The sequence below is a fragment of the Streptomyces sp. NPDC050418 genome (assembly GCF_044458745.1).
Lineage (GTDB): Bacteria > Actinomycetota > Actinomycetes > Streptomycetales > Streptomycetaceae > Streptomyces.
This window is the reverse complement of the sequence record NZ_JBITIG010000008.1, coordinates 209,517-233,342: the sequence shown is the minus strand read 5'-3', so window position 1 is coordinate 233,342 and position 23,826 is coordinate 209,517. Positions and strand designations below refer to the sequence as shown.

Genomic DNA, 23,826 nt, shown 5'->3' with positions numbered 1-23,826 from the left:
CGACCCGAATCCTGTACGCGAACGGCCCACCGCCCCGCCCCCCGCACCCGGGCGTGGTCGGACCCACCCCCACCCATCGGGTAGAGTTCTCCAGGTCAGCAGGCGCCGCTAGCTCAGTTGGTTAGAGCAGCTGACTCTTAATCAGCGGGTCCGGGGTTCGAGTCCCTGGCGGCGCACGCAACACGATGGCTCTTCGCTCCGGCGGGGAGCCATCGTCGTATCCGGGATTCACCACTTGCAGTGAGCACCAGACGGCTGGGGGTTCGGGGGTTATCCCCCGATGAACACAGCATCAGCGGGTCCGGGGTTCGAGTCCCTGGCGGCGCACGCAACACGATGGCTCTTCGCTCCGGCGAGGAGCCATCGTCGTATCCGGGGTTCACCACTTGCGGTGAGCACCAGACGGCTGGGGGTTCGGGGGTTATCCCCCGATGAACACAGCATCAGCGGGTCCGGGGTTCGAGTCCCTGGCGGCGCACAGACACGGAAAGGCCTCCACCTCGCGGTGGGGGCCTTTCTGCTGCGTACAGGGCCGGAACCAGCCACCCGACGGATACGGTGTCGCCCATGGCGAGCGACATACAGGAGCGGATCAAGCGGCTCATCATCGACGGGCGGCTCGCGTCGGGGGCCTCGCTGCCCACCGAGCCCGAGCTGATGGCGCTCCTCGGTGTGAGCCGCAACTCCGTGCGGGAGGCGCTCAAGGCGCTGCAGGCGATGGGAATCGTGGAGATCCGGCATGGGTTCGGCACATATGTCGGACCGATGTCCGTCGCACCCATGATCGAAGGCCTCACCTTCCGCACGGTGGCGGGCCACTACCGCGGCGAGGACAGCTTGTTGCAGCTCCTGGAGCTGCGCGAGGCCGTGGAGACCGGTTTGATCTCCCGTCTCGCCGGCCGCGTCCCGCCGGAGGACCTCGCGGAACTCGACGCCCTCCTCGCGCGGATGGAGAGCGAGGCCGAGGACGGCGCCGTGGCCGCCGAGACGGACCGCGCCTTCCACGCCACGCTCTACCGCGGTCTGGGAAACCTCCTGCTGGGAGAGGTCCTGGAGGCGTTCTGGGACGCTTTCCACCGCGTCCGCACCGATCTCGTCGACGTCCTGCCGGACCCGAAAGTGACCTGCCGCCAGCACCGCGAGATCCTCGACGCCGTGCGCTCGGGCGACGTCATCCGGGCCGAGCAGGCAATACGAGAGCACTTCGGTAATATTCGTACTCGGCTCGGCTCACCTGCATCAACTGAGCTCCCAAACCACGCGTATGACAAGTAAACACCTGGTATCGCTCTTGCGATCAAGCCAGTGGTCGTAGAACCCTGGCCTGGAGAATGGGAGCCTTGGGCTTCCATGTGGCGGACGGTACGGGACAGTTGGGGGTTCCCGACGCCCGCCAGGTGTGCACGGGAGCCCGGGGAGGGGCTCCCGCCTGTGAATCGGCGGGGGTCTTGTTCATGAAGCAAGGCGGGGCGGGCATCATGCAACCGGAAGGTGCCCCTTCCATGTCCTAGTGACGGGTGGGGTGGCCAGCCAGTGACGCGCCTGCACGAGTCGAGGGGGACTCGGGCAGGCGGAAGGACCGACGAACACGCAGACCAGTGCGTGCGGGGGGATGACTCATGACGTCGACGCCGACGGGCGCCCGGCCGGGCTCCGACCCGACCGAGACGACCCAGTTGCGCGTGCCATCGCATCGGACCGGCGGCTTCAGGCGCATCAAGAAGACGCTGCCCAGATACGACTACGAGCACTACAGCCGGCTGGCGGGGCCGTTGACCAACCCCGATCCCAGCAAGCCGTACAAGGTGCAGTACCGCTCGCTGCTCTCGCAGGAGCCGCACCGGATCCGGGCCGCCCTCATGCTGGGCGCGGCACCGCTGCTCTCCCTCATCCTGCTCGCCTGGCTGCTGCAGCCCGAGCACTGGACGAAGCGCGACTACGTTCCGAACGGGTACCTGGAGCACCTCGACCTCGTCATGCTGATCTCGATCGGCCTGATCGAGTTCTTCCGGTGCATGAACGTGCTGTCGAACGCGCACGCCACCCTCGTCGCCCGCGACCCGATCCCGGTCGTGCCGGAGACGGGGACGCGTGTCGCGTTCCTCACCTCGTTCGTGCCCGGCAAGGAGCCGATCGAGATGGTCACCAAGACCCTGGAGGCCGCGGTCAAGCTGCGCCACCGCGGTCTGCTGCACATCTGGCTGCTCGACGAGGGCGACGACCCCGAGGTCAAGGAAGTCTGCGCGCGCCTCGGTGTGCACCACTTCTCCCGCAAGGGCATCGCGAAGTGGAACCGGAAGAAGGGCCCGCACCGCGCCAAGACCAAGCACGGCAACTACAACGCCTGGCTGGACGCGCACGGTGACGACTACGACTACTTCGCCTCGGTCGACACCGACCACGTGCCGCTGCCGAACTACCTGGAGCGGATGCTCGGCTTCTTCCGCGACCCGGACGTCGGCTTCGTCATCGGCCCGCAGGTCTACGGCAACTACGACTCGTTCGTCACGAAGGCCGCCGAGTCCCAGCAGTTCCTCTTCCACGCCCTGATCCAGCGCGCGGGCAACGCGTACGGGGCGCCGATGTTCGTCGGCACGTCCAACGCCGTACGGATCAGCGCGCTGAAGCAGATCGGCGGTCTGTACGACTCGATCACCGAGGACATGGCGACCGGCTTCGAGATCCACCGCCACCGCAACCCGAAGACGGGCCGCAAGTGGCGCTCGGTCTACACGCCGGACGTGCTGGCCGTCGGTGAGGGCCCGAGCGCCTGGACGGACTTCTTCACGCAGCAGATGCGCTGGTCGCGCGGTACGTACGAGACGATCCTCAAGCAGTACTGGAAGGGCTGGTACTCGCTTCCGCCGACCAAGCTCTTCAACTACACGATGATGATCATCTTCTACCCGATGTCGGCGATGAACTGGATCCTGGCGGCGCTCAGTTGTGCGCTGTTCCTGGGCCTGGGCGCCTCGGGTGTCAACATCGACCCGACGATCTGGCTGATGCTCTACGGCAACGCCTCGGCACTGCAGATCGGCCTGTACATCTGGAACCGCCGCCACAACGTCTCGCCGCACGAGCCCGAGGGCTCCGGCGGTGTGGCCGGCATGGTGATGTCCGCGCTGTCCGCGCCGCTGTACGCGAAGGCGCTGTTCGACTCGGCGCTGCGCCGCAAGTCCAAGTTCGTGGTCACGCCGAAGGGTGACTCGGCGTCCCCCGACCGCTGGTTCGGCACGTTCCGCTACCACTGGTACTTCATCGTGATCTTCGCCGCCTCGATGGGCGCGGGCTTCTACTACGGCCACGCCCACCCGGCGATGATCATCTGGGCCACGATCGCCATGCTGATCACCGCCACGCCGATCTTCGTCTGGCGCTGGCAGATCAAGCAGGACAGGAAGAAGCCCGCGTCGGGTGCCCCGGGCGGCACTCCGGCCGGCGGCGCGCCCGCGCCGCAGCCCAGCGCGGTACCGCCGCAGGCGGCCGCACACGACCGGAACAGGCCCAGCTGGGCCGCGGCGGGGCAGCAGCCCGGTCAGCATCCCGGCCACCCCGACCAGACCATGCAGATCGCCCTTGGGGGACGTAAGAAATGACCGTCGGCTCCACGCCGGTGAAGCACACCCGCCGCCGCGCCCGCCGCATAGCGATAGGCGCGGCGGTGGTGCTTGCACTCGCCGGAATGAACGGTCCCGCGCTGTGGCGCTTCGCCTCGGACCAGTACCACGACTACAAGATCAACAGGCCCGAGTACAAGGCCGACAACGGCAAGTGGGACATCGTCGAGCTGCCCGACGAGTACAAGCTCAACACGATCCACGCGGCGCTCCTGCACACCGGCAAGGTGCTGCTCGTCGCGGGCTCGGGCAACAACCAGAAGAACTTCGACGCGAAGAAGTTCGACACCGTCCTGTGGGACCCGGTGAAGAACACCTTCAAGAAGATCCCCACCCCCAACGACCTGTTCTGCACGGGGCACACGCAGCTCCCTGACGGCAAGCTCCTGGTCGCGGGCGGCACGAAGTCGTACGAGAAGCTCAAGGGCGATGTCACCAAGGCCGGCGGCCTGATGATCGTCCACAACGAGAACCCGGACAAGCCGATCACCCTGCCCAAGGGCACCAAGCTCACGGGCAAGGAGAACGGCAAGACCTTCGTCCTGACCGAGTCGGTCGTCGTCGAGCGCGCGAAGAAGAAGTTCGACCCCGAGACCGGTGCGTTCGTCAAGACCGTCGCCGGATTCGAGCGGGTCTATGTCGAGGCCGCGAAGAGCGGGAAGAAGTACGAGACCGGCGCCCAGGACCAGTACAAGGTCGATGGCCTGACCGGCAAGAAGGACCAGCAGACCTACGGCATCGCCGAGAAGCTCGCCCTGGACAAGAAGGACTTCCAGGGCATCGACGACGCCTACGAGTTCGACCCGGTGGCCGAGAAGTACATCAAGGTCGACCCGATGAACGAGGCGCGCTGGTACCCCACGCTGACCACGCTCTCGGACGGCAAGGTGCTCGCCCTGTCCGGCCTCGACGACATCGGCCAGATCGTGCCCGGCGACCGCAACGAGGTCTACGACCCCGAGACCAAGAAGTGGACGTACGTCAAGCAGGACCGGCAGTTCCCGACGTACCCGGCGATCTTCCTGCTGCCCAACGGCAAGCTGTTCTACTCCGGCGCCAACGCCGGCTACGGACCGGCCGACGTGGGCCGCAAGCCCGGTGTCTGGGACTTCGAGACCAACGACTTCACCAACCTCAAGGGCCTCTCCGACCCGAAGCTGATGGAGACGGCGGGCACGGTGTGGCTGCCGCCCGCGCAGGACGAGAAGTTCATGGTCGTCGGCGGCGGCGGTATCGGTGAGTCCGAGGTCTCCAGCAAGAAGACCCGGATCATCGACCTCACCGAGGACGCCCCGGTGTTCAAGGACGGGCCCAGCTTCGACAAGGGCACCCGCTACCCGCAGTCCTCGGTCCTGCCCGACGACAGCGTGCTGATCTCCGGCGGCTCCGAGGACTACCGCGGCCGCAGCGACTCCAACATCCTCGAAGCGCGGATGTACGACGCGAAGACCGGCGAGATGCGCAAGGTCGCCGACCCGCTGGTGGGCCGCAACTACCACTCGGGCTCGCTGCTCCTGCCCGACGGCCGGGTGGTCTTCTTCGGCTCGGACTCGCTCTACGCGGACGAGGCGAACACCAAGCCCGGCACGTTCGAGCAGCGCCTGGAGATCTACACGCCGCCGTATCTCTACCAGGGCTCCCAGCCCACGCTCGGCAGCGGTCCGAAGGCCATCGAGCGCGGTGACTCGGGCACGTACAAGACGCAGCACGCCTCGTCGATCAAGAACGCGCGGCTGATCCGGCCGAGCGCCTCGACGCACGTCACGGACATCGACCAGCGGTCGATCGCCCTCGACGTGAAGAAGTCGGCGGACAGCGTCACGGTGACGGTCCCGAAGAACAAGAACCTGGTGCAGCCGGGCTGGTACATGCTGTTCGTCACCGACGACCAGGGTGTGCCGAGCGAGGCGCAGTGGGTGGAGATCCCGGAGTAGGACCCGCTCGTATGTGTACGTGAAGGAGGGCGCCCCCTGATGCAGGGGGCGCCCTCCTTCATTTCCGTACGAAAACCGATCGGCCCTTTCCGTACGGGACCTACTTGGCGTTCTTCGCCAGCTCCAGCGCGTACTCAGGCCACCACTCCCCGGCCTTCGGACCGCCCCTGCACTCGCCGTCCGACTCACCGGGACGCTTGATCCACAGATAGGCGTCGACGCTCTCGTCGGCCGTGTCGACCGAGGGGATCTCGCCGAGGGCGCGGCCCGGCGGGTTGCACCAGAGGTCCTTCTCGTCGGCCTTGTACGTCCCGTTGCCGTTGCGGCTCGTGTCGATCACGAACGGCTTGTTGCCCACCTTCTCGGAGAGCTTCTTGCCGAAGTCGATGGACTCCTCGGTGGTGTAGAAGTTCGACACGTTCACCGCGAAGCCGTCGGCCTTGTCGATGCCGGCCCACTTCAGCGGCTCCCAGAAGGAGTCCGGCTGGGCCGCGCCCGGATTGCCGCCGTCGATGTAGACCTTGGTGTTCTTGAGCGTGTGGAGCTTGTCGATGGCGCCCTTGAGCAGGTCGTAGCGCTCCTCGTGGAACTCCTGGGGCGTACACCCGTCCACCAGGTGCAGCAGGGCGTCCGGTTCGAGGATGACCGTGGCCTTGCGGTCCTCGATGCCCTTGGCGACCTCGTCGATGAACGTCCGGTACTCGTCGCCGTCGGCCGCGCCGCCCTTGGAGAACTGATTGCAGTCGCGGTGCGGGATGTTGTAGAGCACCAGGACCGCCTCGCGGTCGGCCTCCGTGGCGGCCTCGGTGAAGCCGCGGGCCTGCTCCTGCGCCGTCTCCGGGATGATCCACTGGCCCGTCGGCTGCTCGGCGATCTTCTTGATCAGCTCGGCGTCCGAGGACTTGTCCTCGTTCTTGAACTTCTGGACCTGCTCGGACGCGTTCGTATCGGGGTTGACCCAGAACGGGTCCTTCTCCTTGGGCTGCTGCGACGCGCTGCCACTGGGCGTCTCGGGGCCGTCGCCGTCGTCCGACGAGCAGCCGGTCAGAAGCAGTGCCGCCGCCCCCACGAACGCCACACCTGTCTTCACCGCCCCCCGGATCGCCGCGGAACTGCTGTACATCCACTCCCCCTTGGGTGCACTGTCGGAGGTTCAATCCTGACATAGGTGCACGTGAGTCACGAGGGCCGCCCGGCCCGCGGGCCCGTTCGTGCACGACCTGTTACAGCGCCCCTGATCGGCCTGTTACGGCGCCCCGCATCGGGGTAGGCGAGCAGCCACAGGTGTGTGCGGGAGGCCCGATGGTCGATGCGGGGAGAGATCTGCGGCTGGCCGCGGCCCTCGTCGCCCTGGCCGACAGCCTGGGCGAGACCTTCGAGGTGAGCGCGTATCTGGGGCGGTTCGCCGACGACTGCGTGACACTGCTCGGGGCAGACGCGGCCGGGCTGCTCCTGGTCGGCGCGGACGCCGAGGTCTCCCTCGTCACCAGCGCCGATCCGACGGGACGGGTGCGCGGGCTCCTGGAGATCCAGCACCAGGGCGGTCCGTGCCTGGACGCCTGCGCGTCGGGTGAGGCGGTGCCTCCGGTGCGGTTCGCCGGTACGGAGGCGGCGGAGCGCTGGCCCCGGTTGACGGAGCGGGCGCTGCGGGAGCGGATGACCGTGACGTGCGCGGTGCCGCTGCGGCGTGGCGAGACGGTGATCGGGGCGCTGAACCTGTTCGCGAACGGGCGGCCCGAACATGTGCGGATCCAGCTGGAGTTGGCGCAGCTGCTCGCCGACGCCGCGGCGATCGGGCTGGCTCAGCGGCGGATCCATGACGACTGCCGGGCGCTCACGACGCAGCTGCAGTCGGCGCTGTCCAGCCGGGTGCGGATCGAGCAGGCCAAGGGGCTGCTCGCCGAGCGGTGGGGCGTGAAGGTGGACGCGGCGTTCACGGCACTGCGCGCGCACGCCCGGCGCGCGCGGCGCCCCATCGACGCCATCGCGCAGGAGCTGCTCGAAGGGCGCCTGGACGACGGGGCGCTGGAGGCGGACCGGCCTTCGGGGTGAGGGCGGCGGACCGGCCGTCGGCGTGAGGGCGGCGGGCTCCCGGCCCACCCCGGACCCGTATCCCGCATACCGGACGAACCGCCCTGCATTCCGGTCGAGTTGCGCCGGACCGGCTCTGGGCGAGCCCGGGCTTCCGCTCTAAAGTGAGGGGCAGAGGCCCCAGCCCCCGGCCGTCCCCAGAACCTCCCGTGCCGACGCCGGGTTTCTCCCGCAGCCCGAGCGCGCACGGTCGAGGACCGACCCGGCCGGAGGCTCCGGGGGGAGCGGGCCACCGGCCGGGTCAGGTGCGGCCGCGGACTGGACGCGCGGTTGACAGGCCCACCCCTGAGTTGGGACTCTCCGGACGACAAGTCCATACATCGAGGCGACGGTTGACAGGAACCCGGTGCGATTCCGGGACGGTCCCGCCACTGTGACCGCGTACGAGGCCCTCATGGCTCGCTGCACGGGAGTCAGGAACTGACCCGTCGTCCTCCTGCCATGGGGCGTGGAAACCCCGGAAGGAGACCCACCCGGATGTCCCTGCACTCGGCACAGCACCCGAGCACGACGGCCGCCCAGGACGCGACGACCAGAACGCGTGACTGGATGATCGCCTCGGCCGCCGCGATGATCGCGGTCATCGCGCTGTACGCGGTGTTCTTCGACAACGGTTCGCTGATCTCGGCGACCGGCGACTACCTGCACGAGTTCGCCCACGACGGACGGCACCTCTTCGGCGCCCCCTGCCACTGATCGGGGCCCGCACACCCATGTCCACACCTGTACTCCCCCTGCTCGGACGCGGTCTGACGGCAGGAGGAGCGGCCGGTCTTGCCGCCGGCCTCTTCTCCCTGCTGCTCGCCGAGCCCCTCATGGACCGCGCGATACGCCTCGAAGAAGCCCGCACCGCCCATGAACACGCGGGCGCCGCGGACCACCACGAGGAGCTTTTCACGCGCGGCGCCCAGCACTTCGGGCTCGTCGTCACGTCGCTGGTCTTCGGCCTGGCGCTCGGTGTCCTCGTCGCCGTCGCGTACGCCCTGGTGCACCGCCGCGACCCGGAGGCCTCGCCGTGGCCGCGCGCGCTGCTCTTCTCGGGCGCCGCGTTCCTCGCCGTCTCGCTCCTCCCCGCGCTGCGCTATCCGGCCAACCCGCCCGGCGTCGGCGACGGCGCCACGGTCTCCGAACGCCAGGCCCTGTGGCTGGCCGCGGTCGTCATCGGCGTCCTCGGCATGCTTCTCGTGCGCCAGGTGTACGTACGCCTCGAAGGCCGCAGCGTTCCGGTGCGGCAGGTCGCGGCGGCGGGCACGGCGGTCGCCGTCCTCGCGGTCCTGTTCGCGCTGCCCGGCAACCCGGACGAGGTCCCCGTGGCCGCCACGCTCCTGTGGGACTTCCGCGTCCTGTCGATCGCCTCGCACGCCCTGCTGTGGGCGGTCTTCGCCGTGACCTTCGGCGCGCTGGGCCTGCGGGCCGTGTCGCGGGCCGCTGCTCCGGCGGGGGCGGTCCCGGCGAACTGACCTGCGGGGCCCTGGCCTGCTCTCTGCGGGTCAGGGCCCTTTGCCGGTCAGGAAGGCGGACACCACCACGTTCGCCGAGTACGTCTTGGTCGCACGGTCGAACGTCCCGCCGCACGTGATCAGCCGCAGTTCGGCCCGGTCGTCCTGACGGATCCCGTACGCCTTGTGCGGGTCGAATCCGGCCCGGTTGTACACCGCGACCTCTTCCACCGTGAACTCCGCGACCGAGCCGTCCGAGCGCGTCACGCGCACCTTCTCGCCGGGCTTGAGCGTGCTGAGGTTGTAGAACACGGCGGGCCGCGATGTCGTGTCCACGTGCCCCACGAACAGCGCGGTCCCCTGCGATCCCGGCATCACCCCGCCCCCGTACCAGCCGACGACACCGGCCTGGTCGTACGGCGGCGGCGCGATGGCGCCCTCGCCGTCGAGTCCGCGCTTGATGACCGGCGCCTGCACCCCTATCGACGGGATGTCGACCCGGTTCGGGCCCGCCTCGTCCAACGGCTTGATGGCGGGCGGCAGTTGGACGGCGACGAGCGGACGCCCGACCGCCGCGACATCACCGGTCGCGGTGGACCCTCCGGGCACTCCCGCGATCTCCCGGCCCCACAGCCACAGGCCGACGAGCAGCACGGCCCAGGCGATCCCGGTGAGCAGTCTGCCGTTCCCCGACGAACGGTCCTGGCCCATGGCGCTATGCGCCGCCCCGGTGCCGGCGTACCAGCCGTCCCGCGACGGCGAGCCCCGCGGCCGTGGCGAGCAGCAGCCCGATCAGCGCGTGCCGCCATCCCGGACCGCCGCCCGGCTCCTCGGCACTGAGCTGCGCCGTACCGCCGCCGCCCGCGCGGATCGGCGCGGTGGGACTGGGCACGGCCTCCTTGACGACGGTGACGGCCCCCTTGGCCTTCCCGTCCTCCCCGTCACAGGTCACATCGACGTCATACGTCCCGGGCGTGGCCGTCGACTTGATCATCGCCTCGCCACTCAACGGGTACCTGGCACCGTCCCGCCCGGTCAGCGCGGAGGCGGCCACGAACACCTCCGACTTGGCCGACCCGGTCGTCCCGTCACACCCGGTCACACTCAACTCGACCTGTGCCCCTGGCGCCGCGGTATCAGGACTGACCTTCACCACACCATCGGCGGCAACGGCCGGACTGGCCAGCACAAGCACTGCAACAGAGCCACAGAGGGCTAGACGAAGCCGGGGTGAGGGCATGGGGACCTCCTGCTCCGAGCGTGGCGGGCGGGGGGCCGGGGTGCATGTGGGTGTGGGCCGTTCGGGTGGTGGCGGACGGCTCCTGCGGGCAACCTTCCGAGGGCCCGGCGGACTCATCCGGGCAGGAGGTGGCCATGGGGGTCGACGCACAGAGCCGGGACGAGGAGTTCCGGGACTACGCCACCAGCCGCTGGGCTGGACTGCTGCGCACCGCGTACCTGCTCACCGGTGACCGGCACACCGCCGAGGATCTCGTGCAGACCACGCTGGAGCGCGCCTACGCGTCCTGGCGGCGGGTGAGCCAGGCCGACAGCCCGGACGCGTACGTCCGGCGCATCCTCGTGAACGCGTCGGCGCGACGGCACCGGCACAAGCTCAAGGAACTCCTGCCGGGCCCGTCGGGACCGCCCGCCGAGGACGAGCCGGCCGAGCCCACGGACCGCTATGTCCAGGCGGACCAGCGCGAGGTGCTGTGGCGCGCGCTGGCCGGTCTGCCGCCACGGCAGCGGCAGGCCGTGGTCCTGCGCCACTGGGAGGACCTGAGCGAGGCGCAGACGGCGGAGGCCATGGGCTGCTCCGTGGGCACGGTCAAGAGCCAGACCGCGAAGGGCCTGGCGAAGCTGCGGGCAGCGGCCCCGCTGAAGGATTGGAGTGGTCGTGAGCGCTGACATCAAGGAACAGCTCGCACAACTGGCGGACGAGATGCCGGTCTCCTCGGCCCCGGTCGACGCACTGGTGCGGGGAGGACGGCGGCGCAGGGCCCGGCGCCGCGTGGCCGTCGCGGCGGCAGCGGTGGCATTCACGCTGCCGGTCGGCGGGGCGCTCGTGTGGACCCAGAGCGGAGGCGGCGAGAGGCCGCTTCACGTAGGGACGCAGCCCACACAGCAGCCCGGGGTTCTGCAGCCGGTCACCACGATCCTTGCGAAGGAGCGGGTCGGCGGGGAGGTCTGGGAGCTCTCGCTGACGATGTACGCGGCACCGAGGACGCAGCAGGAAGCGCTGGCGCAGTGGGATCTGGCCGGGAAACGCAACGACATGTTCCCCGACTCGGACCCCGAGGACATCTTCGAGCCGCCCAGGAAGTTCACGCTGGACCGGCCCTGGTTCGTGGCTGAATTCAAGAGCCCGATCGGCGCGGAGACCGCCGCCTACGTGCCGTCGTCCCCGGGCGCCGAGGAAGCGAGGATCACCTCGCTCAACGGCGGCAACGAGGACAAACCGGCCAGTTACGGCTGGGTCGGCAGCGAGGTCGACCGGGTGAAGGTGACCTGGGCCGACGGCTCCACCTCCGAACCACAGCTCATCACGCCCACCGGCGCCGATATCAAGTGGTTCTTCGCAGTCTCCCCGGACCGCAAGGACCCTGTCCACGTGGACCTCTACGACGCCACCGGGGAGCGGACACGCATCACACCGGACGCATTCGTCATCAACTTCCTCGACGACCGCGACCGCTGAGCACCGCGCCCCGGTGCACGCGTCAGACCAGGTCCACCAGATCCGCGATCGAGTCCACGATGTGCGACGGGCGGAAGGGGTACTTCTCGACCTCCTCCGGGCCCGTGAGGCCGGTCAGGACCAGGTAGGTGATCATGCCTGCCTCCAGGCCCGCCAGGACGTCCGTGTCCATGCGGTCGCCGATCATGGCGCTGGTCTCGGAGTGGGCGCCGATGGCGTTCAGGCCCGTGCGCATCATCAGGGGGTTGGGCTTGCCCGCGAAGTAGGGGTCCTTGCCCGTGGCCTTCGTGATGAGGGCGGCGACCGCGCCCGTCGCGGGGAGCGGGCCCTGCAGGGAGGGGCCGGTCTCGTCCGGGTTGGTGCAGATGAAGCGGGCGCCGTTGTTGATGAGGCGGACGGCCTTGGTCATGGCCTCGAAGGAGTACGTGCGGGTCTCGCCCAGGACCACGTAGTCGGGGTCGGCGTCGGTGAGGACGTAGCCGATGTCGTGCAGGGCCGTCGTGAGGCCCGCCTCGCCGATGACGTACGCCGTGCCGTTGGGGCGCTGGTCGTCGAGGAACTTGGCGGTGGCCAGGGCCGAGGTCCAGATGTTCTCGACCGGGATGTCCAGGCCCATGCGCTTGAGGCGGGCGTGCAGGTCGCGGGCCGTGTAGATCGAGTTGTTCGTCAGGACCAGGAACGGCTTGCCGGAGTCGCGCAGACGCTTGAGGAAGGCGTCGGCGCCGGGGATCGGCACGCCCTCGTGGATGAGCACACCGTCCATGTCGGTGAGCCAGGATTCGATCGGCTTGCGCTCTGCCACGGGACTGCTACCTCTCCTCCACGGCCGGATTCCAACGGTCCGGCACCGTCAGCGTAACGGGGCGGGCCCCGGCGGGCCCGCCCCGTCCCAGCTCATGGACGGTGGCGGGGCTGCTCGGGCCGGACCGCCTGGCGCGGTGCCCGTGCGCCGTGGGCTGCCGCGAAGGCGTCGTCCAGGGTGTTCAACCCGTAGCGGCCTTCGACGAGTCCGGCGAAGGGGTACGTGGTGTGGTGTGCGGTGAGGAAGGCGACCGCGTGCTGGAGGTCGGCGGCGCGGTAGTTGTGCACGCCCTCGATCCGGTGCAGGCCGCGCACGAGGCGCTCGGGGTCGAAGGTTACGGCGGGTCCGGGCGAGACCGACCCGGCGAGGACCGCGGTGCCGCCGGTGGTCAGGGCGTCCAGGCAGGTGCGTACGGCGTCGGGGTGGCCGGAGAGCTCCAGCGCCACGTCGGCTTCGGCTTCGGTGGCGGTGGCGGTGGCGAGCACCTCCGCGGCCCCGAACCGCCGTGCCTGCGCGCGCCGTTGCGGGTCCGGGTCCACGGCGGTCACCGCCGCCCCCGCCTGCGCCGCCATCGCCACGGCCGTGACCCCGAGCATGCCCGCCCCGGTCACGAGCACCCGTCGTCCGGCCAGGGGACCGGCGGCGGCGAGGACCGCGGCGACCGTCGCCGTGGCGCAGGACGCCGGGGCGGCGACTTCGTCGGGCAGCGTGTCCGGTACGGCGACGATCGCCGTACCGGGGCGCAGGACGCAGTGGGTGGCGAAGCCGCCGGTGAGCGGGGCGCGTGCGTCTAGCCGTTCGTGCCCGTACTTGAAGAGCGAGCGGCATTTCCGGGTGAGCCCGCGCCCGCACCGGTCGCACGCCCCGCACGACGCGGTGACCGACCAGACCACGCGCAGGCCGGGGACGACCGGTGTGCCGTCGTGGCAGCGGACCGCTCCCCCGGTGGCCAGGACCGTGCCGACCTGCTCGTGTCCGAGCACGCCCGGCGCGGGCGAGGCGCGCCGCCCGCTCGCGGTGTGCAGATCGCTGCCGCAGACCGTGGCGAGGTCGGTCCGTACGAGGACCTCGCCCGGCCCGGGCACGGCCGCCGTCTCCGTGCCGACCACGGTGAACGGACGGCCGGGGGCGTCCCACCGCGCGTACCGCACCGGGATACCGCTCATGACAGCCGTGCCCGTACGAGCGCGGACAGCCGGTCCACCGCGATGATCAGCACGAGCACCACGAGGATGTGTGTGAGCATCTCGTCGAACTTGAAGGTGCGGATGGACTGGTTGATGAGGAAGCCGATACCGCCCGCTCCGACGAGGCCGAGCACCAGCGACGAGCGCACGTTGACGTCGAAGCGGTACATCAGGAGCCCGGTGAGCTGCGGCGTCACCATCGGCAGCAGCGCGTGCGAGGCGATCTGGACCCGCGATGCGCCCGCCGAGCGCAGTGCGGTGGCCGGCCCCGGGTCGACGTCCTCGATGGACTCGGCCCACAGTTTCCCCATCACGCCGACGTTGTGGCACACGAGCGCCAGGACGCCGGGGAACGGTCCGAGCCCCACGGCCGTCACGAAGATCAGCGCGAAGACGATCTCGGGGACGGCCCGCAGGAACGAGAGGACCGAGCGGGACGACTGGTAGATCCAGGCGGGCGCCATGCCCCGCGTGGCGAGCAGCGCCAGGATCAGGGAGGCGGGCACGGAGAGCGTGGTGCCGAGGAGCCCGATCCACAGGGTGGTGCGCGCTCCTTCGAGGCTGGGCTTGAGCACTTCCCAGGAGAGGTTCGGCGGGAAGGCTTCGCCGAGGAAGTCGGCCATGCCCTGCCAGCCGTCGGCGAAGGCTGTCACGGACATCCCGGTGGCGTTCCACGCGAAGACATGCGCGGCGACGATCACGGCCGTGATCACGAGTCCGGCGGCCTTCTGCCGGGGCCGCCGCGGCTTCGGCGGCACGGCGAGCTTGCGGACGTCCTGCTGCAGGACGGTCATGACACGGTCTCCACACTGAGCGGGTCGGCGGGGCTGTACAGAAGGTCGACCGGTTGGCCGGGGGCGCCGTCGAGCACCACGTGCCCGTCCCGCATCCCGATGATCCGGTCGGCGTGCCGGGCGGCGAGCGCCGGCTGGTGCAGGACGGCGAGGACCGCCATGCCCTCGTCGTGCGCGAGTTCGGCGAGCAGTCCGAGGACCTGCTCGGACGCGGCCGGGTCGAGGGCCGATACGGGTTCGTCCGCGAGCAGTACCTTCGGCCGCTGGCACAGCGCGCGGGCCACGGCGACCCGCTGCTGCTGGCCGCCGGAGAGACGGCCGGCCTTGTCGTGCGCGCGGTCGGCGAGGCCGACCCGGTCGAGGCAGGCCATCGCCTCCTCCCTGACCTCGGCCGGGAACAGCGCCGGGACAAGGGACTTGTGGAGCGGGAGCCGCCCGAGCGCGCCCGCGCACACGTTGTCCAGCACCGAGCGCCGCCGTACGAGATGGATGTGCTGGAAGATCACGGCGATGTCCGGCGGGCCCGCGGGCTCGCCTCCGACCCGGACCGTGCCGGAGCTCATGGGCTGCAGGCCCGCGGCGGCCCGCAGCAGCGTGGACTTGCCGCAGCCGTTGGCACCGAGCACGGCGAGCAGTTCGCCGTGCCCGACGGTGACGTCGACACCGTGCAGGACCTGCTTGGTGCCGTAGTGCACCTCGATCCCGGTCAGGGCGAGCATCAGACGTCCTTCTCGCTGAGGCCGAGGGACTCGGCGAGCTCGAAGAGCGGCTGGTACGTCTTGTCGTCGACCTTGAGCAGCGGGCCCGCGGGGTCGACGTCGAGCAGCTTGCCGATCTCGGCGACCTTGTCCTCGGGCAGGTCGAGCAGCGCCGTCTGCAGCGCTTCCTTGAACTTCGGGTCCATGTCGCCGCGTACGGTGATCGGGTCGTTGGGAATCGGGTCCGAGGTCCACACGCGGCGGAACTCCGACTCGTCGAAGGTGCCTTCCTCGGTGGCCACGGCGAGCTGCTGCGAGTTGATCTCAGCGGCGTCGACCTTGCCGTTGGTGAGGGCGAGCAGCGCCTCGGGGTGGCCGCCCGCGTAGTCGACCTTGACGTCCTTCTCCTTGAGGCCCGCGTCCACGATGGCCTGCCGCGGCAGCGCGTCACCGGAGGTGGAGCCGGGCGAACCGAGCGCCAGGGACTTGCCCTTGAGGTCCTCGACCGACTTGACGGAGGAGTTCTTCGGGACCCATATACCGGCGGTGTACGTGGACAGCTCGCCCTTCACGTCACCGAAGGACGCGAGTGCCTCGGCCTTGGCGCGCTTGCTGGCGAAGACGTAGCCGAGCGGCCCGAACATGCCGATGTCGAGCTTGCCGTTCTCCATGGCGAGCACTTCCGCCGAGTAGTCCTCGGTGATGGTGAGTTCGACCGGGCAGTCGAGCTGCTTGCTGATGCCGTCGGCGAGCGCCTCGGCGGCGGGCGTCAGCTTGGACGGGTCCTCGAACGGCTCGACGCCGAAGCGGATCTTGCCTCCGGGGCAGGTGGCGGACGCCTTGCCGCCCCCGCCGTCCTCGCTGCCGCAGGCGACGGTGGTGAGGGTGAGGGAGGCGACGAGGACGCCGGCGAGGCCGAGTCGGCGCAGGGACATGGTGGTCTCCGGGGTGAGGATCAGAAAGGGAGGATGAGGGGTGGCGGGGTCAGCGCCGGGCGGTCAAGTCAGCGCCCTGTCGAGGCTTCGAACTCCGCGATGGCATCCGGCAGTAGGGCGACCGAGGCCAGCACCTGCGTCGCACCGGCTTCCTTCAGCGCGGCCTCGCCATGCGCCCCGGTCAGCACGCCGGCGACCAGACCGGCCCCGGCGCGGACGCCGCTGAGCATGTCGTACGCGGTGTCGCCGGCCACGGCGAGCTGCCGTACGTCCGCCACCGCGCCGGTGCGCAGCAGGGCGGCGAGCACCATGTCGGGGAAGGGCCGGCCGCGGCCCGCGTCGGCCGGGCACAGGGTGAGGTCGGCGAGGTCGTGCCAGCCGAGCGCGGTGAGGATGGCGTCCTGGGTGGTGCGGGCGAATCCGGTGGTCAGGACGACCGTCCGGCCTTCCGCGCGCAGCCGCCGGATGGCCTCCTCGGCCCCGGGCAGCGGCGCGATCCGCCCGCCGTCCACGAGCTCCCCGTACGCCTCCTCGAAGGCGGTGTTGGCGCGCCGCGCCTTCTCCTCGTCGCCGAACAGGGCCCGGAAGACCGTGATCTTCGACTCGCCCATGGTGTCCCGTACGTACTGCAGCTTCTCGGCGTGGTCCGCCGAGCCGGGCTCGACGCCGAGCCGCTCGGCCGCCGCACCGAAGGCCTGCTCGACGAGTCCGCCGTCGGCGACGGTGGTCCCGGCCATGTCGAGCACCACGAGCTTGAGCTGAGTGTCTGTCATCTGTCTCACCATCCGAGGGAGTTGGCCGTGGTCTCGGCGATCGCCGGGGAACAGGTCATGCCGCGTCCGCCGGGGCCGGTGACGAGGGTGACGCCCTCGCGCAGTCGCTTGCGGTGCACGATCGGGTCCGCGCCGTGGGTCTGCGCGTAGACGCCGGCCCAGCGCCGGCGGATCTTCGGCAGCGGCCGCCCGAGCAGCTGCTCGGCGACCCGGACGAGGTGGTCGTACGGGTCCTCGACGGTGTCGAAGGCGAAGGGGTGCTCGTACTCGTGGGTGTCGCCGATGGTCAGCGAACCGTCGAGCCGCTGCACCATGAGCAGCTGCATCCTGTGCTCGGCGGCGACGGCGGGCTGCGCCTGGCCGGAGTTGAGCGCGTCGAGGGCCTCGCCCGCGTACGCCGGGTAGTAGCGGAAGCTGTCGGCGTCGGCGACCGACGTGGTGAGCGGCTCGTCCAGCGGGTCGGTCTGCATCATCTGCAACCGGACCTTGCGGACGGGCAGTTCGGGGTCGAGTTCGCGCACGAGTCCGCTCAGCCAGGCGCCGGTCGCCAGGATGACGTGGTCGCCGCGGTGGACGTCTCCGTGGTCGTCGCGCACCGCGTTCTCGCCGACCACGTCGCGCACTTCGCGTCCGGGCAGGAAGGTGTAGCGGCCGGTGGCGGCGAGTGCCTCGCGCAGGGCGAGCTGTGCGGTGCGCGATTCGACAGCTCCGTCCCGCTCGCAGTACAGGGCGGCCTCGAACTCGCCGCGCAGCGCCGGGTTCAGCGCCCGCGCCTCGGCGGGGGTGAGCAGCTTGAAGCCGCGCGACGCCGCATCCTCCCGGGCCACCGCGGCTTCCGCGACGGCGAGTTCGGCGGCGGTACGGACAGGGGTGAGCGATCCGTTCGGACGGAAGCCCACCTTCGGCACGCGGGCGCCTATCTCCTCCCACAGCTCGCGGGCGCGCAGCGCGACGTCCAGCTCCGGGCCCTGGGCACGCCCGCCCACCCACACCAGACCGAAGTTCCGCAGGGACGCGCCGCGCGCCTCCGCCTCCCGCTCGAGCTGGACGACTTCATGGCCGCGCTCGACGGCCTGCCAGGCGTGCATCGTGCCGATGACTCCGCCGCCTACAACGATGACTCTCATGGCCCTTACGGTCCGGGGGACGCATGACCCGGTGCGGTCCTGACGGCAACGGGCCGGTGAACGACCACCCAAACTTGGCCTAGACCCGTTACCCATCCGTGACCAAGAACCAGAACTCTCGTACCGATCAAGGCGGTTACGCCCCGTTCTGCTCGCCGAGCCGCGCGGTGAAGCTGAAGCGGTCGCCGCGGTACAGCGTCCGGACGCGTTCGAGCCGCCGGCCGTCAATATCGCGCGAGCTGCGGTGGATGAGCAGCATCGGCAGCGCGGGCGGCGTCCCGATGAGGAGCGCCTCGCGGGGTGTCGCGAGCACCGTCTCGATCCGCTCCTCGGCGGCGCCGAACGCGATCCCCAGTTCCTGGTGCAGATACGCGTAGAAGGACGAGTCGGGGTCGAAGTCGGAGTCCAGGTGCGGCACGCGGGCCACCGTGACGTAGGTGCTCTCGAGCCCCACCCGCTCGTCGTCGGCGAGCAGCACCCGCTCCAGATGCCACACGGGCTCCCCGCGCTCCACGCCCAGTTCGGCGGCCAGCGCGTCAGGGCACGGAAAACGGTCGAGCGAGATCAGCGTCCTCCCCGGGGTACGCCCCTGCCGCCGCACCCCTTCCGTATAGCTCGCCAGCGCCAGCGGCTGCTCCAGCTTGGGCCCCGCCGCCACGGTCCCCCGCCCGGCCCGCCGCAGCCGCCCTTCGAGCACCAGCTCCCGCAGCGCCTGCCGCACGGTCTCCCGCGCGACTTCGTACCGCTCGGCCAAGTCCCGCTCGGTGGGCAGCGGTTGCCCTTCGGCCAGTCCGTCGACCAGCCCCGAGATCCGCGCTTTCACGGCGTAGTACTTGGGAATCCGCCCATGCTCGGGAATGCCCGCTCGGACAGGGGCGCCGGGGTGCTGATCGTTCGGGTAGTCCACCTGGAGACCCTAACTTTCCATTCGGCCCGGCCGGCGTTCGAGGCCATCCGAACGAAGCTCGGATCCGGGGGTCCGGGGGCGGAGCCCCCACCCACCCGAACCGAAACGGCACCCCTGCCCGAACAAGGGCAGGGGTGCCGTTCCCGCGGCAGGGCGGCTGGCTCAGCGCCGAAGGAACCGACGCCGAGTCCCCACCACGAGGGCCCCGCCACCGAGGAGGAAGGCGCCGGCGGTGACCCCGAGCCCGAGCAGTGATCTGTCACGGCTCCGGCCGGTCTTGGCGAGCTCCTCGGGCGAGGGCGCACGGCCCCGCTCGGAACCCGTCGCGATATCGAAGACGTAGTCCTCGGATTCCCCCACCCAGTCCCCGTCCTCCCCTTGCCGCTGCACGACGGCGACCGTCGCCGTGACCCGGTCGGGCACGGTGTCGGCCGCGAACCGCAGCCGTACGGGAACGGTCAGCGACTCCCCCGCACCGAGCGCGAACCCGCCGAACCCGTCGTCGAACACCCCGACCTGCTCATCGGCGTCGGTCCGCTCGAACGGAACGGGATGCCAGTCCCCGTCGGGCGAACGGAACTCCAGCTCGGCCTGAGCGGAAAGCAGTTCACGGTCACGGTCGAGAAGGATCACCAGCGGATGAATACCGCGGCAGGTGGCGTCGGAGGCGTTGGCCAGAGTGAGCGACCAGCGCTGGAATCCGCCGCCCGCGTAGTACGTCGTGGGCCCGGGCCCGATGGCCGACGCGATCGGGAAGGCATCGCTGTCCTCGACGGAACACGTCGGCTGCAGCCCGTCGACCGCGACCGCACCCTCCCCCGGGCCGGCCGGCACCGGTACCGCGACCACCGGCCCTGCGATCACCACGGGGGCGAGCGCCGCGGCGGTGACGCCGGCGGCAAGGGCATGGCGCAGTCGCATGAGGGCCTCTACGGGTCAGGGGACACCGAGCGTGCGTGACCCTGCCACGCGCCCGCGGCCTCCCGTGGGCGCCACGACGCGTGGGGGCCGAATGGCCGCCGGATGCCCCTCGTTCAGCCCAGTGCCCGCCCCTTGCGATGGACCGGGAAGGCCACGTCCGCCCGCCCGAACAGGGGCGCGAGCACCAGCTGCGCGGCGCCTTCGGCGACCAGCCGCCCGCCTCCCGCGGCCTCCCGCACCGGCACCTCGACCACCGAGCGCGCCCGGTCACGGACCACCTCGGCCACGCCCCGTACGAACGTGCCGGCGGCGCTCTCGACCGTGCGGCCGCCGAGCAGCACCAGGTCGATGTCGAGCAGTCCGACGAGGTTCGCCGCGCCTTCGCCCAGGACGCGCGCCGCGCCGTCGAGGTCGCCGGCGGCGACGGCGGCGAGGCAGAGGGCCTCGATGCAGCCGCGGTTGCCGCAGGAGCAGAGCGGGCCGTCCAACTGCAGGACCTGGTGGCCGAATTCGCCCGCGCCGGTGCGGTCCCCGCGGTAGAGCGCGCCGCTCAGGACGAGTCCGGCGCCGAGTCCCGTACCGAGATGGAGATACGCGAACGAGCCGCCGCCCGCCGGACGGGCGAGGGCGAGGCCGAGGGCCGCCGCGTTGGTGTCCTTGTCGACGACGACGGGGACCGCGAGCCGTTCGGCGAGCGTGTCGCGCAGCGGGTAGCCGTCCCACTCGGGGAACCCGGTGACCTGGTGGAGCACGCCGCTGCGGTGGTCGAGCGGCCCGGGCAGGCCGACGCCGACGCCGAGCAGCGGGCCGCGTATGGCCGTGAGCGCCTCGACCTCGCGGGCGACCGCCGTGAGCACCGGTCCGGCGCCCGCGCCCAGGTCGAGCGGGGCGCGGCGGTCGGCGACGACCGTGCCGGCGAGGTCCATGAGGACCGCGACCAGCGCGTCCCGGTCGAGGTGCACGCCGACCGCGTGTCCGGCGCCGGGTGCGAGCCGCAGGACGGTGCGCGGTTTGCCGCCGGTGGAGGCGCGGCGCCCGGCCTCCGCGGCGAGGCCCTCGTCCCGCAGCCGTCCGACGATCTTGCTGACGGCCTGCGGGGTGAGGCCCGTGCGCTCGGCGATCTCCAGCCGGCTGATGCCCTCCTCGCCCGCGCAGCGCAGCAGGTCGAGGACGAGCGCGGCGTTGTGGCCGCGCACGGCCGGCAGGTTCACGCCTGCGTTGGTGCTGCCCACAGGCCCGTTAGTGCTGTTCACAGGCCCATTGTGCCCTTGGCTTGCACTTTGGCAACAGCGTTGTTTAAGTAGATGTATGACTTCCTCGACCACGACGCTCAGGGTCGGCCTCATCGGCTACGGCCTCGCCGGTTCCGTATTCCATGCTCCGCTGATCGCGGCGACCGAGGGCCTGACGCTCGACACCGTGGTCACCTCGAACCCCGAGCGGCAGGCGCAGGCGCGCGCCGAGTTCGGCGACGGGCTGCGCTTCGCGGCCTCGCCGGACGAGCTGTGGGAGCGGGCCGACGAGCTCGACCTCATCGTCATCGCCTCGCCGAACAAGACCCATGTGCCCCTCGCCACGGCCGCGCTCAAGGCCGGTCTGCCGGTGGTCGTCGACAAGCCGATCGCCGGCACGGCGGCCGAGGCCCGTGAGCTCGCGGCCCTGGCCGAGGAGCGGGGTCTGGTCCTCTCCGTCTTCCAGAACCGCCGCTGGGACAACGACTTCCTGACGCTGCGGAAGCTGATCGCCGACGGCGAGCTCGGCGAGATCCAGCGCTTCGAGTCCCGTTTCGAGCGCTGGCGCCCGCAGCTGAAGGGCGGCTGGCGCGAGTCGGGCAACCCGGAGGAGATCGGCGGTCTGCTCTACGACCTCGGCAGCCATGTCGTCGACCAGGCACTCACCCTCTTCGGCCCGGCGGTCCAGGTGTACGCGGAGGCCGATGTCCGCCGCCCCGACGCCCAGGCCGACGACGACACGTTCATCGCGGTCACGCACGCGAGCGGGGTGCGCTCGCACCTGTACGTCTCCGCCACCACCGCCCAGCTCGGCCCGCGCTTCCGTGTGCTCGGCTCGCGCGCCGGTTTCGTCAAGTACGGCCTCGACCCGCAGGAGGCCGACCTCCGCGAGGGCAAGCGCCCGTCGGCGGAGGGTGCGTGGGGCGCCGAGCCCGAGTCGATGTGGGGCCGGGTCGGCTCCGGCGAGTCCCCGCTGACCGGCGGCGGCCGCCCCGAGCCCAGCGTCCCGGGCGACTACCCGGCGTACTACGCGGCGGTCGCGGCCGCCGTGCGCGACGGCGCCCCCAACCCGGTCACCGCCCACCAGGCGGCGGACGCCCTCGACGTCCTGGAGGCGGCCCGCCGCTCGGCCCACGACGGTGTGACGGTGCAGCTGTGAGCGCCGCCGTGACCGTCGAGGAGCTGGAGGCCCAGGAGGAGCGCCTGGTGCTCGACCACTTCACGTACGACGACGCGTGGGAGCTGGGCTCGATGCTGGTGAAGATGGCGCGCGAGCGGCAGGCTCCGGTCGCGATCGACATCCGCCGCGGCGGCCAGCAGCTCTTCCACGCCGCGCTGCCGGGCTCGACCCCGGACAACGACGCGTGGATCGACCGCAAGCGCCGGGTCGTGGAGCGCTACGGCTGCGCCTCGTTCCTGGTCGGCGCGCGCTACCGGGCGAAGGGCACGACCTTCGAGGAGTCCTCGCGGCTCGACCCCGACACGTACGCCGCGCATGGTGGTGCGTTCCCGGTCGCGGTGCGGGGCGCCGGGGTGATCGGGTGCGTGGTCGTGTCGGGCCTGCCGCAGGCGGAGGACCACGCGATGGTCGTGGAGGCGCTGGAGCGGTTCAAGGGCTGAGTGCGTGCGTACGCGGATGGGGCGCCCCTTGTCGCAAGGGGCGCCCCATCCGCGTACTGACGACTACGCGTCCTTGAGTTCCTGGCGCTGGCGGCCGAGACCCTCGATCTCCAGCTCCACCACGTCACCGGCCCGCAGATACGGCTTCGGCTCGGGCTGACCCATGGCCACACCCGCCGGCGTACCGGTGTTGATGATGTCTCCCGGGTACAGGGTCATGAACTGGCTGACGTAGCGCACCACTTCGGCGACCGGGAAGATCTGCTCGGCGGTGGTGCCGTCCTGCTTGAGCTCGCCGTTGACCCAGAGCTTGAGGGAGAGGGCCTGCGGGTCGGGTACCTCGTCGGCGGTGACGAACCAGGGGCCCAGCGGGTTGAACGTCTCGCAGTTCTTGCCCTTGTCCCAGGTGCCGCCGCGCTCGATCTGGAACTCGCGCTCGGAGACGTCGTTGGAGACGGCGTATCCGGCGACGTGCGCCAGGGCCTCCTCGTCGCTCTCCAGGTAGCGGGCGGTGCGGCCGATGACGATGGCGAGCTCGACCTCCCAGTCCGTCTTCACGGACTTGCGCGGGACGAGCACCGTGTCGTTCGGGCCGACGACCGTGTCCGCCGCCTTGAAGAAGACGATCGGCTCGGCAGGTATCTCCGCGCCGGTCTCCCGCGCGTGGTCGTGGTAGTTCAGGCCGATGCAGACGACCTTGCCGATGCGCGCGAGCGGCGCACCGATACGCAGGCCCTCGGCATCGAGCACGGGAAGGGCCGCGGCCGCCTCGCGGATCCGGCCGAGCCGCGCCTGGTCGGCGAGCAGCTCGCCGTCGATGTCGGCGACGAGCCCCGACAGATCGCGCAGGGTGCCGTCCTCATCGAGCAGCGCCGGGCGTTCCGCTCCCGGGTTTCCGACTCGCAGCAGCTTCATCGTTCACTCTCCTGTGGTCGAAGGGTGCCGATGGGTAGCGGCCATCGGAGCATTGGCCGATCCTCCAAGATAACGGTCCAGCCCGCAATACCCTGTTCACGTACTGGACCGTCACCAGGCGTCATCTCCGAGC

The 23,826-nt window shown here is 70.7% G+C and carries 24 protein-coding genes, 1 tRNA gene and 1 riboswitch; of the genes, 11 read left to right on the top strand and 14 right to left on the bottom strand.

Annotated elements, in window-relative coordinates:
* The first annotated feature begins 102 nt into the window (after window positions 1-102).
* From ACIBI4_RS21210 to ACIBI4_RS21195, 4 genes are all read left to right on the top strand, one after another.
* Window positions 103-176: transfer RNA gene (locus ACIBI4_RS21210), tRNA-Lys, on the top strand.
* 391 nt (window positions 177-567) lie between these two features.
* Window positions 568-1,275 carry a FadR/GntR family transcriptional regulator gene (locus ACIBI4_RS21205; protein ID WP_399205504.1) on the top strand — a complete coding sequence of 236 codons (708 nt, stop codon included), beginning with the start codon at window positions 568-570 and terminating at the stop codon, window positions 1,273-1,275.
* 344 nt (window positions 1,276-1,619) lie between these two features.
* Complete coding sequence (locus ACIBI4_RS21200; RefSeq protein WP_399205503.1) at window positions 1,620-3,599, top strand: glycosyltransferase family 2 protein; 1,980 nt, start codon at window positions 1,620-1,622, stop codon at window positions 3,597-3,599.
* On the top strand, window positions 3,596-5,554 hold the full coding sequence (locus tag ACIBI4_RS21195; protein ID WP_399205502.1) for a galactose oxidase-like domain-containing protein: 1,959 nt from the start codon (window positions 3,596-3,598) through the stop codon (window positions 5,552-5,554). Before ACIBI4_RS21200 ends, ACIBI4_RS21195 begins: the two co-directional genes overlap by 4 nt.
* A gap of 100 nt (window positions 5,555-5,654) precedes the next feature.
* Here the strand turns inward: ACIBI4_RS21195 and ACIBI4_RS21190 are convergent, their stop codons facing one another.
* Window positions 5,655-6,677 carry a glycoside hydrolase family 6 protein gene (locus ACIBI4_RS21190; RefSeq protein ID WP_399205501.1) on the bottom strand — a complete coding sequence of 341 codons (1,023 nt, stop codon included), beginning with the start codon at window positions 6,675-6,677 and terminating at the stop codon, window positions 5,655-5,657.
* Between the two features lie 179 nt (window positions 6,678-6,856).
* Between ACIBI4_RS21190 and ACIBI4_RS21185 the strand changes: the two genes are divergently transcribed.
* From ACIBI4_RS21185 to ACIBI4_RS21175, 3 genes are all read left to right on the top strand, one after another.
* On the top strand, window positions 6,857-7,606 hold the full coding sequence (locus ACIBI4_RS21185) for a GAF and ANTAR domain-containing protein (protein WP_399205500.1): 750 nt from the start codon (window positions 6,857-6,859) through the stop codon (window positions 7,604-7,606).
* Between the two features lie 331 nt (window positions 7,607-7,937).
* Window positions 7,938-8,089, top strand: a riboswitch (cobalamin riboswitch).
* A 33-nt stretch (window positions 8,090-8,122) separates the two neighbouring features.
* Window positions 8,123-8,341: a CbtB-domain containing protein gene (locus ACIBI4_RS21180; RefSeq protein ID WP_399205499.1), complete on the top strand. Its 219-nt coding sequence runs from the start codon at window positions 8,123-8,125 to the stop codon at window positions 8,339-8,341.
* Between the two features lie 17 nt (window positions 8,342-8,358).
* A complete protein-coding gene (locus ACIBI4_RS21175; protein WP_399205498.1) occupies window positions 8,359-9,105 on the top strand; it encodes a CbtA family protein in 747 nt (248 codons plus the stop codon).
* A gap of 30 nt (window positions 9,106-9,135) precedes the next feature.
* Here the strand turns inward: ACIBI4_RS21175 and ACIBI4_RS21170 are convergent, their stop codons facing one another.
* Window positions 9,136-9,795, bottom strand: coding sequence for a class F sortase (locus tag ACIBI4_RS21170; protein ID WP_399205497.1), 660 nt, complete (start codon window positions 9,793-9,795; stop codon window positions 9,136-9,138).
* Window positions 9,796-9,799: 4 nt separating this feature from the next.
* Window positions 9,800-10,186 carry a hypothetical protein gene (locus ACIBI4_RS21165; protein ID WP_399205496.1) on the bottom strand — a complete coding sequence of 129 codons (387 nt, stop codon included), beginning with the start codon at window positions 10,184-10,186 and terminating at the stop codon, window positions 9,800-9,802.
* A gap of 272 nt (window positions 10,187-10,458) precedes the next feature.
* Here ACIBI4_RS21165 and ACIBI4_RS21160 point away from each other — a divergent pair, with 272 nt between their 5' ends.
* Both ACIBI4_RS21160 and ACIBI4_RS21155 read left to right on the top strand, forming a co-directional pair.
* Window positions 10,459-10,992: a SigE family RNA polymerase sigma factor gene (locus ACIBI4_RS21160; protein ID WP_399205495.1), complete on the top strand. Its 534-nt coding sequence runs from the start codon at window positions 10,459-10,461 to the stop codon at window positions 10,990-10,992.
* Entirely contained in the window at window positions 10,982-11,782 is an 801-nt protein-coding gene (locus tag ACIBI4_RS21155; protein ID WP_399205494.1) for a hypothetical protein, read from the top strand. Before ACIBI4_RS21160 ends, ACIBI4_RS21155 begins: the two co-directional genes overlap by 11 nt.
* A 22-nt stretch (window positions 11,783-11,804) precedes the next feature.
* On the opposite strand, the gene ACIBI4_RS21150 is transcribed toward ACIBI4_RS21155, so the two are convergent.
* The 10 genes from ACIBI4_RS21150 to ACIBI4_RS21105 all read right to left on the bottom strand — a co-directional run bounded on the left by ACIBI4_RS21150 (window position 11,805) and on the right by ACIBI4_RS21105 (window position 21,179).
* On the bottom strand, window positions 11,805-12,584 hold the full coding sequence (locus tag ACIBI4_RS21150) for an HAD-IIA family hydrolase (protein ID WP_399205493.1): 780 nt from the start codon (window positions 12,582-12,584) through the stop codon (window positions 11,805-11,807).
* A gap of 92 nt (window positions 12,585-12,676) precedes the next feature.
* Entirely contained in the window at window positions 12,677-13,750 is a 1,074-nt protein-coding gene (locus ACIBI4_RS21145; protein WP_399205492.1) for a zinc-binding dehydrogenase, read from the bottom strand.
* A complete protein-coding gene (phnE, locus tag ACIBI4_RS21140) occupies window positions 13,747-14,565 on the bottom strand; it encodes a phosphonate ABC transporter, permease protein PhnE (protein ID WP_399205491.1) in 819 nt (272 codons plus the stop codon). The genes ACIBI4_RS21145 and phnE overlap by 4 nt, the downstream gene beginning before the upstream one ends.
* Window positions 14,562-15,284 carry a phosphonate ABC transporter ATP-binding protein gene (locus ACIBI4_RS21135; protein WP_399205490.1) on the bottom strand — a complete coding sequence of 241 codons (723 nt, stop codon included), beginning with the start codon at window positions 15,282-15,284 and terminating at the stop codon, window positions 14,562-14,564. The genes phnE and ACIBI4_RS21135 overlap by 4 nt, the downstream gene beginning before the upstream one ends.
* Window positions 15,284-16,198: a phosphate/phosphite/phosphonate ABC transporter substrate-binding protein gene (locus ACIBI4_RS21130; RefSeq protein WP_399205489.1), complete on the bottom strand. Its 915-nt coding sequence runs from the start codon at window positions 16,196-16,198 to the stop codon at window positions 15,284-15,286. The genes ACIBI4_RS21135 and ACIBI4_RS21130 overlap by 1 nt, the downstream gene beginning before the upstream one ends.
* Before the next feature lie 68 nt (window positions 16,199-16,266).
* Window positions 16,267-16,971, bottom strand: coding sequence for a phosphonatase-like hydrolase (locus ACIBI4_RS21125; RefSeq protein ID WP_399205487.1), 705 nt, complete (start codon window positions 16,969-16,971; stop codon window positions 16,267-16,269).
* A gap of 5 nt (window positions 16,972-16,976) precedes the next feature.
* Complete coding sequence (locus ACIBI4_RS21120; protein WP_399205486.1) at window positions 16,977-18,098, bottom strand: TIGR03364 family FAD-dependent oxidoreductase; 1,122 nt, start codon at window positions 18,096-18,098, stop codon at window positions 16,977-16,979.
* Between the two features lie 136 nt (window positions 18,099-18,234).
* Window positions 18,235-19,005, bottom strand: a complete 771-nt coding sequence (locus ACIBI4_RS21115; RefSeq protein WP_399205485.1) for a GntR family transcriptional regulator — start codon at window positions 19,003-19,005, stop codon at window positions 18,235-18,237.
* Window positions 19,006-19,167: 162 nt separating this feature from the next.
* Window positions 19,168-19,926: a hypothetical protein gene (locus ACIBI4_RS21110; protein ID WP_399205484.1), complete on the bottom strand. Its 759-nt coding sequence runs from the start codon at window positions 19,924-19,926 to the stop codon at window positions 19,168-19,170.
* A gap of 113 nt (window positions 19,927-20,039) precedes the next feature.
* Complete coding sequence (locus tag ACIBI4_RS21105) at window positions 20,040-21,179, bottom strand: ROK family protein (RefSeq protein ID WP_399205483.1); 1,140 nt, start codon at window positions 21,177-21,179, stop codon at window positions 20,040-20,042.
* A 55-nt stretch (window positions 21,180-21,234) separates the two neighbouring features.
* Between ACIBI4_RS21105 and ACIBI4_RS21100 the strand changes: the two genes are divergently transcribed.
* Both ACIBI4_RS21100 and ACIBI4_RS21095 read left to right on the top strand, forming a co-directional pair.
* The gene (locus ACIBI4_RS21100) at window positions 21,235-22,317 is read left to right on the top strand and encodes a Gfo/Idh/MocA family oxidoreductase (protein ID WP_399205482.1); all 1,083 of its coding nucleotides are present in this window, start codon (window positions 21,235-21,237) and stop codon (window positions 22,315-22,317) included.
* On the top strand, window positions 22,314-22,778 hold the full coding sequence (locus tag ACIBI4_RS21095) for a heme-degrading domain-containing protein (RefSeq protein WP_399205481.1): 465 nt from the start codon (window positions 22,314-22,316) through the stop codon (window positions 22,776-22,778). The genes ACIBI4_RS21100 and ACIBI4_RS21095 overlap by 4 nt, the downstream gene beginning before the upstream one ends.
* A gap of 63 nt (window positions 22,779-22,841) precedes the next feature.
* Here the strand turns inward: ACIBI4_RS21095 and ACIBI4_RS21090 are convergent, their stop codons facing one another.
* Window positions 22,842-23,693 (bottom strand): fumarylacetoacetate hydrolase family protein, encoded by an 852-nt coding sequence (locus tag ACIBI4_RS21090; RefSeq protein WP_399205479.1) that lies wholly within the window; start codon window positions 23,691-23,693, stop codon window positions 22,842-22,844.
* Between the last annotated feature and the right edge of the window lie 133 nt (window positions 23,694-23,826).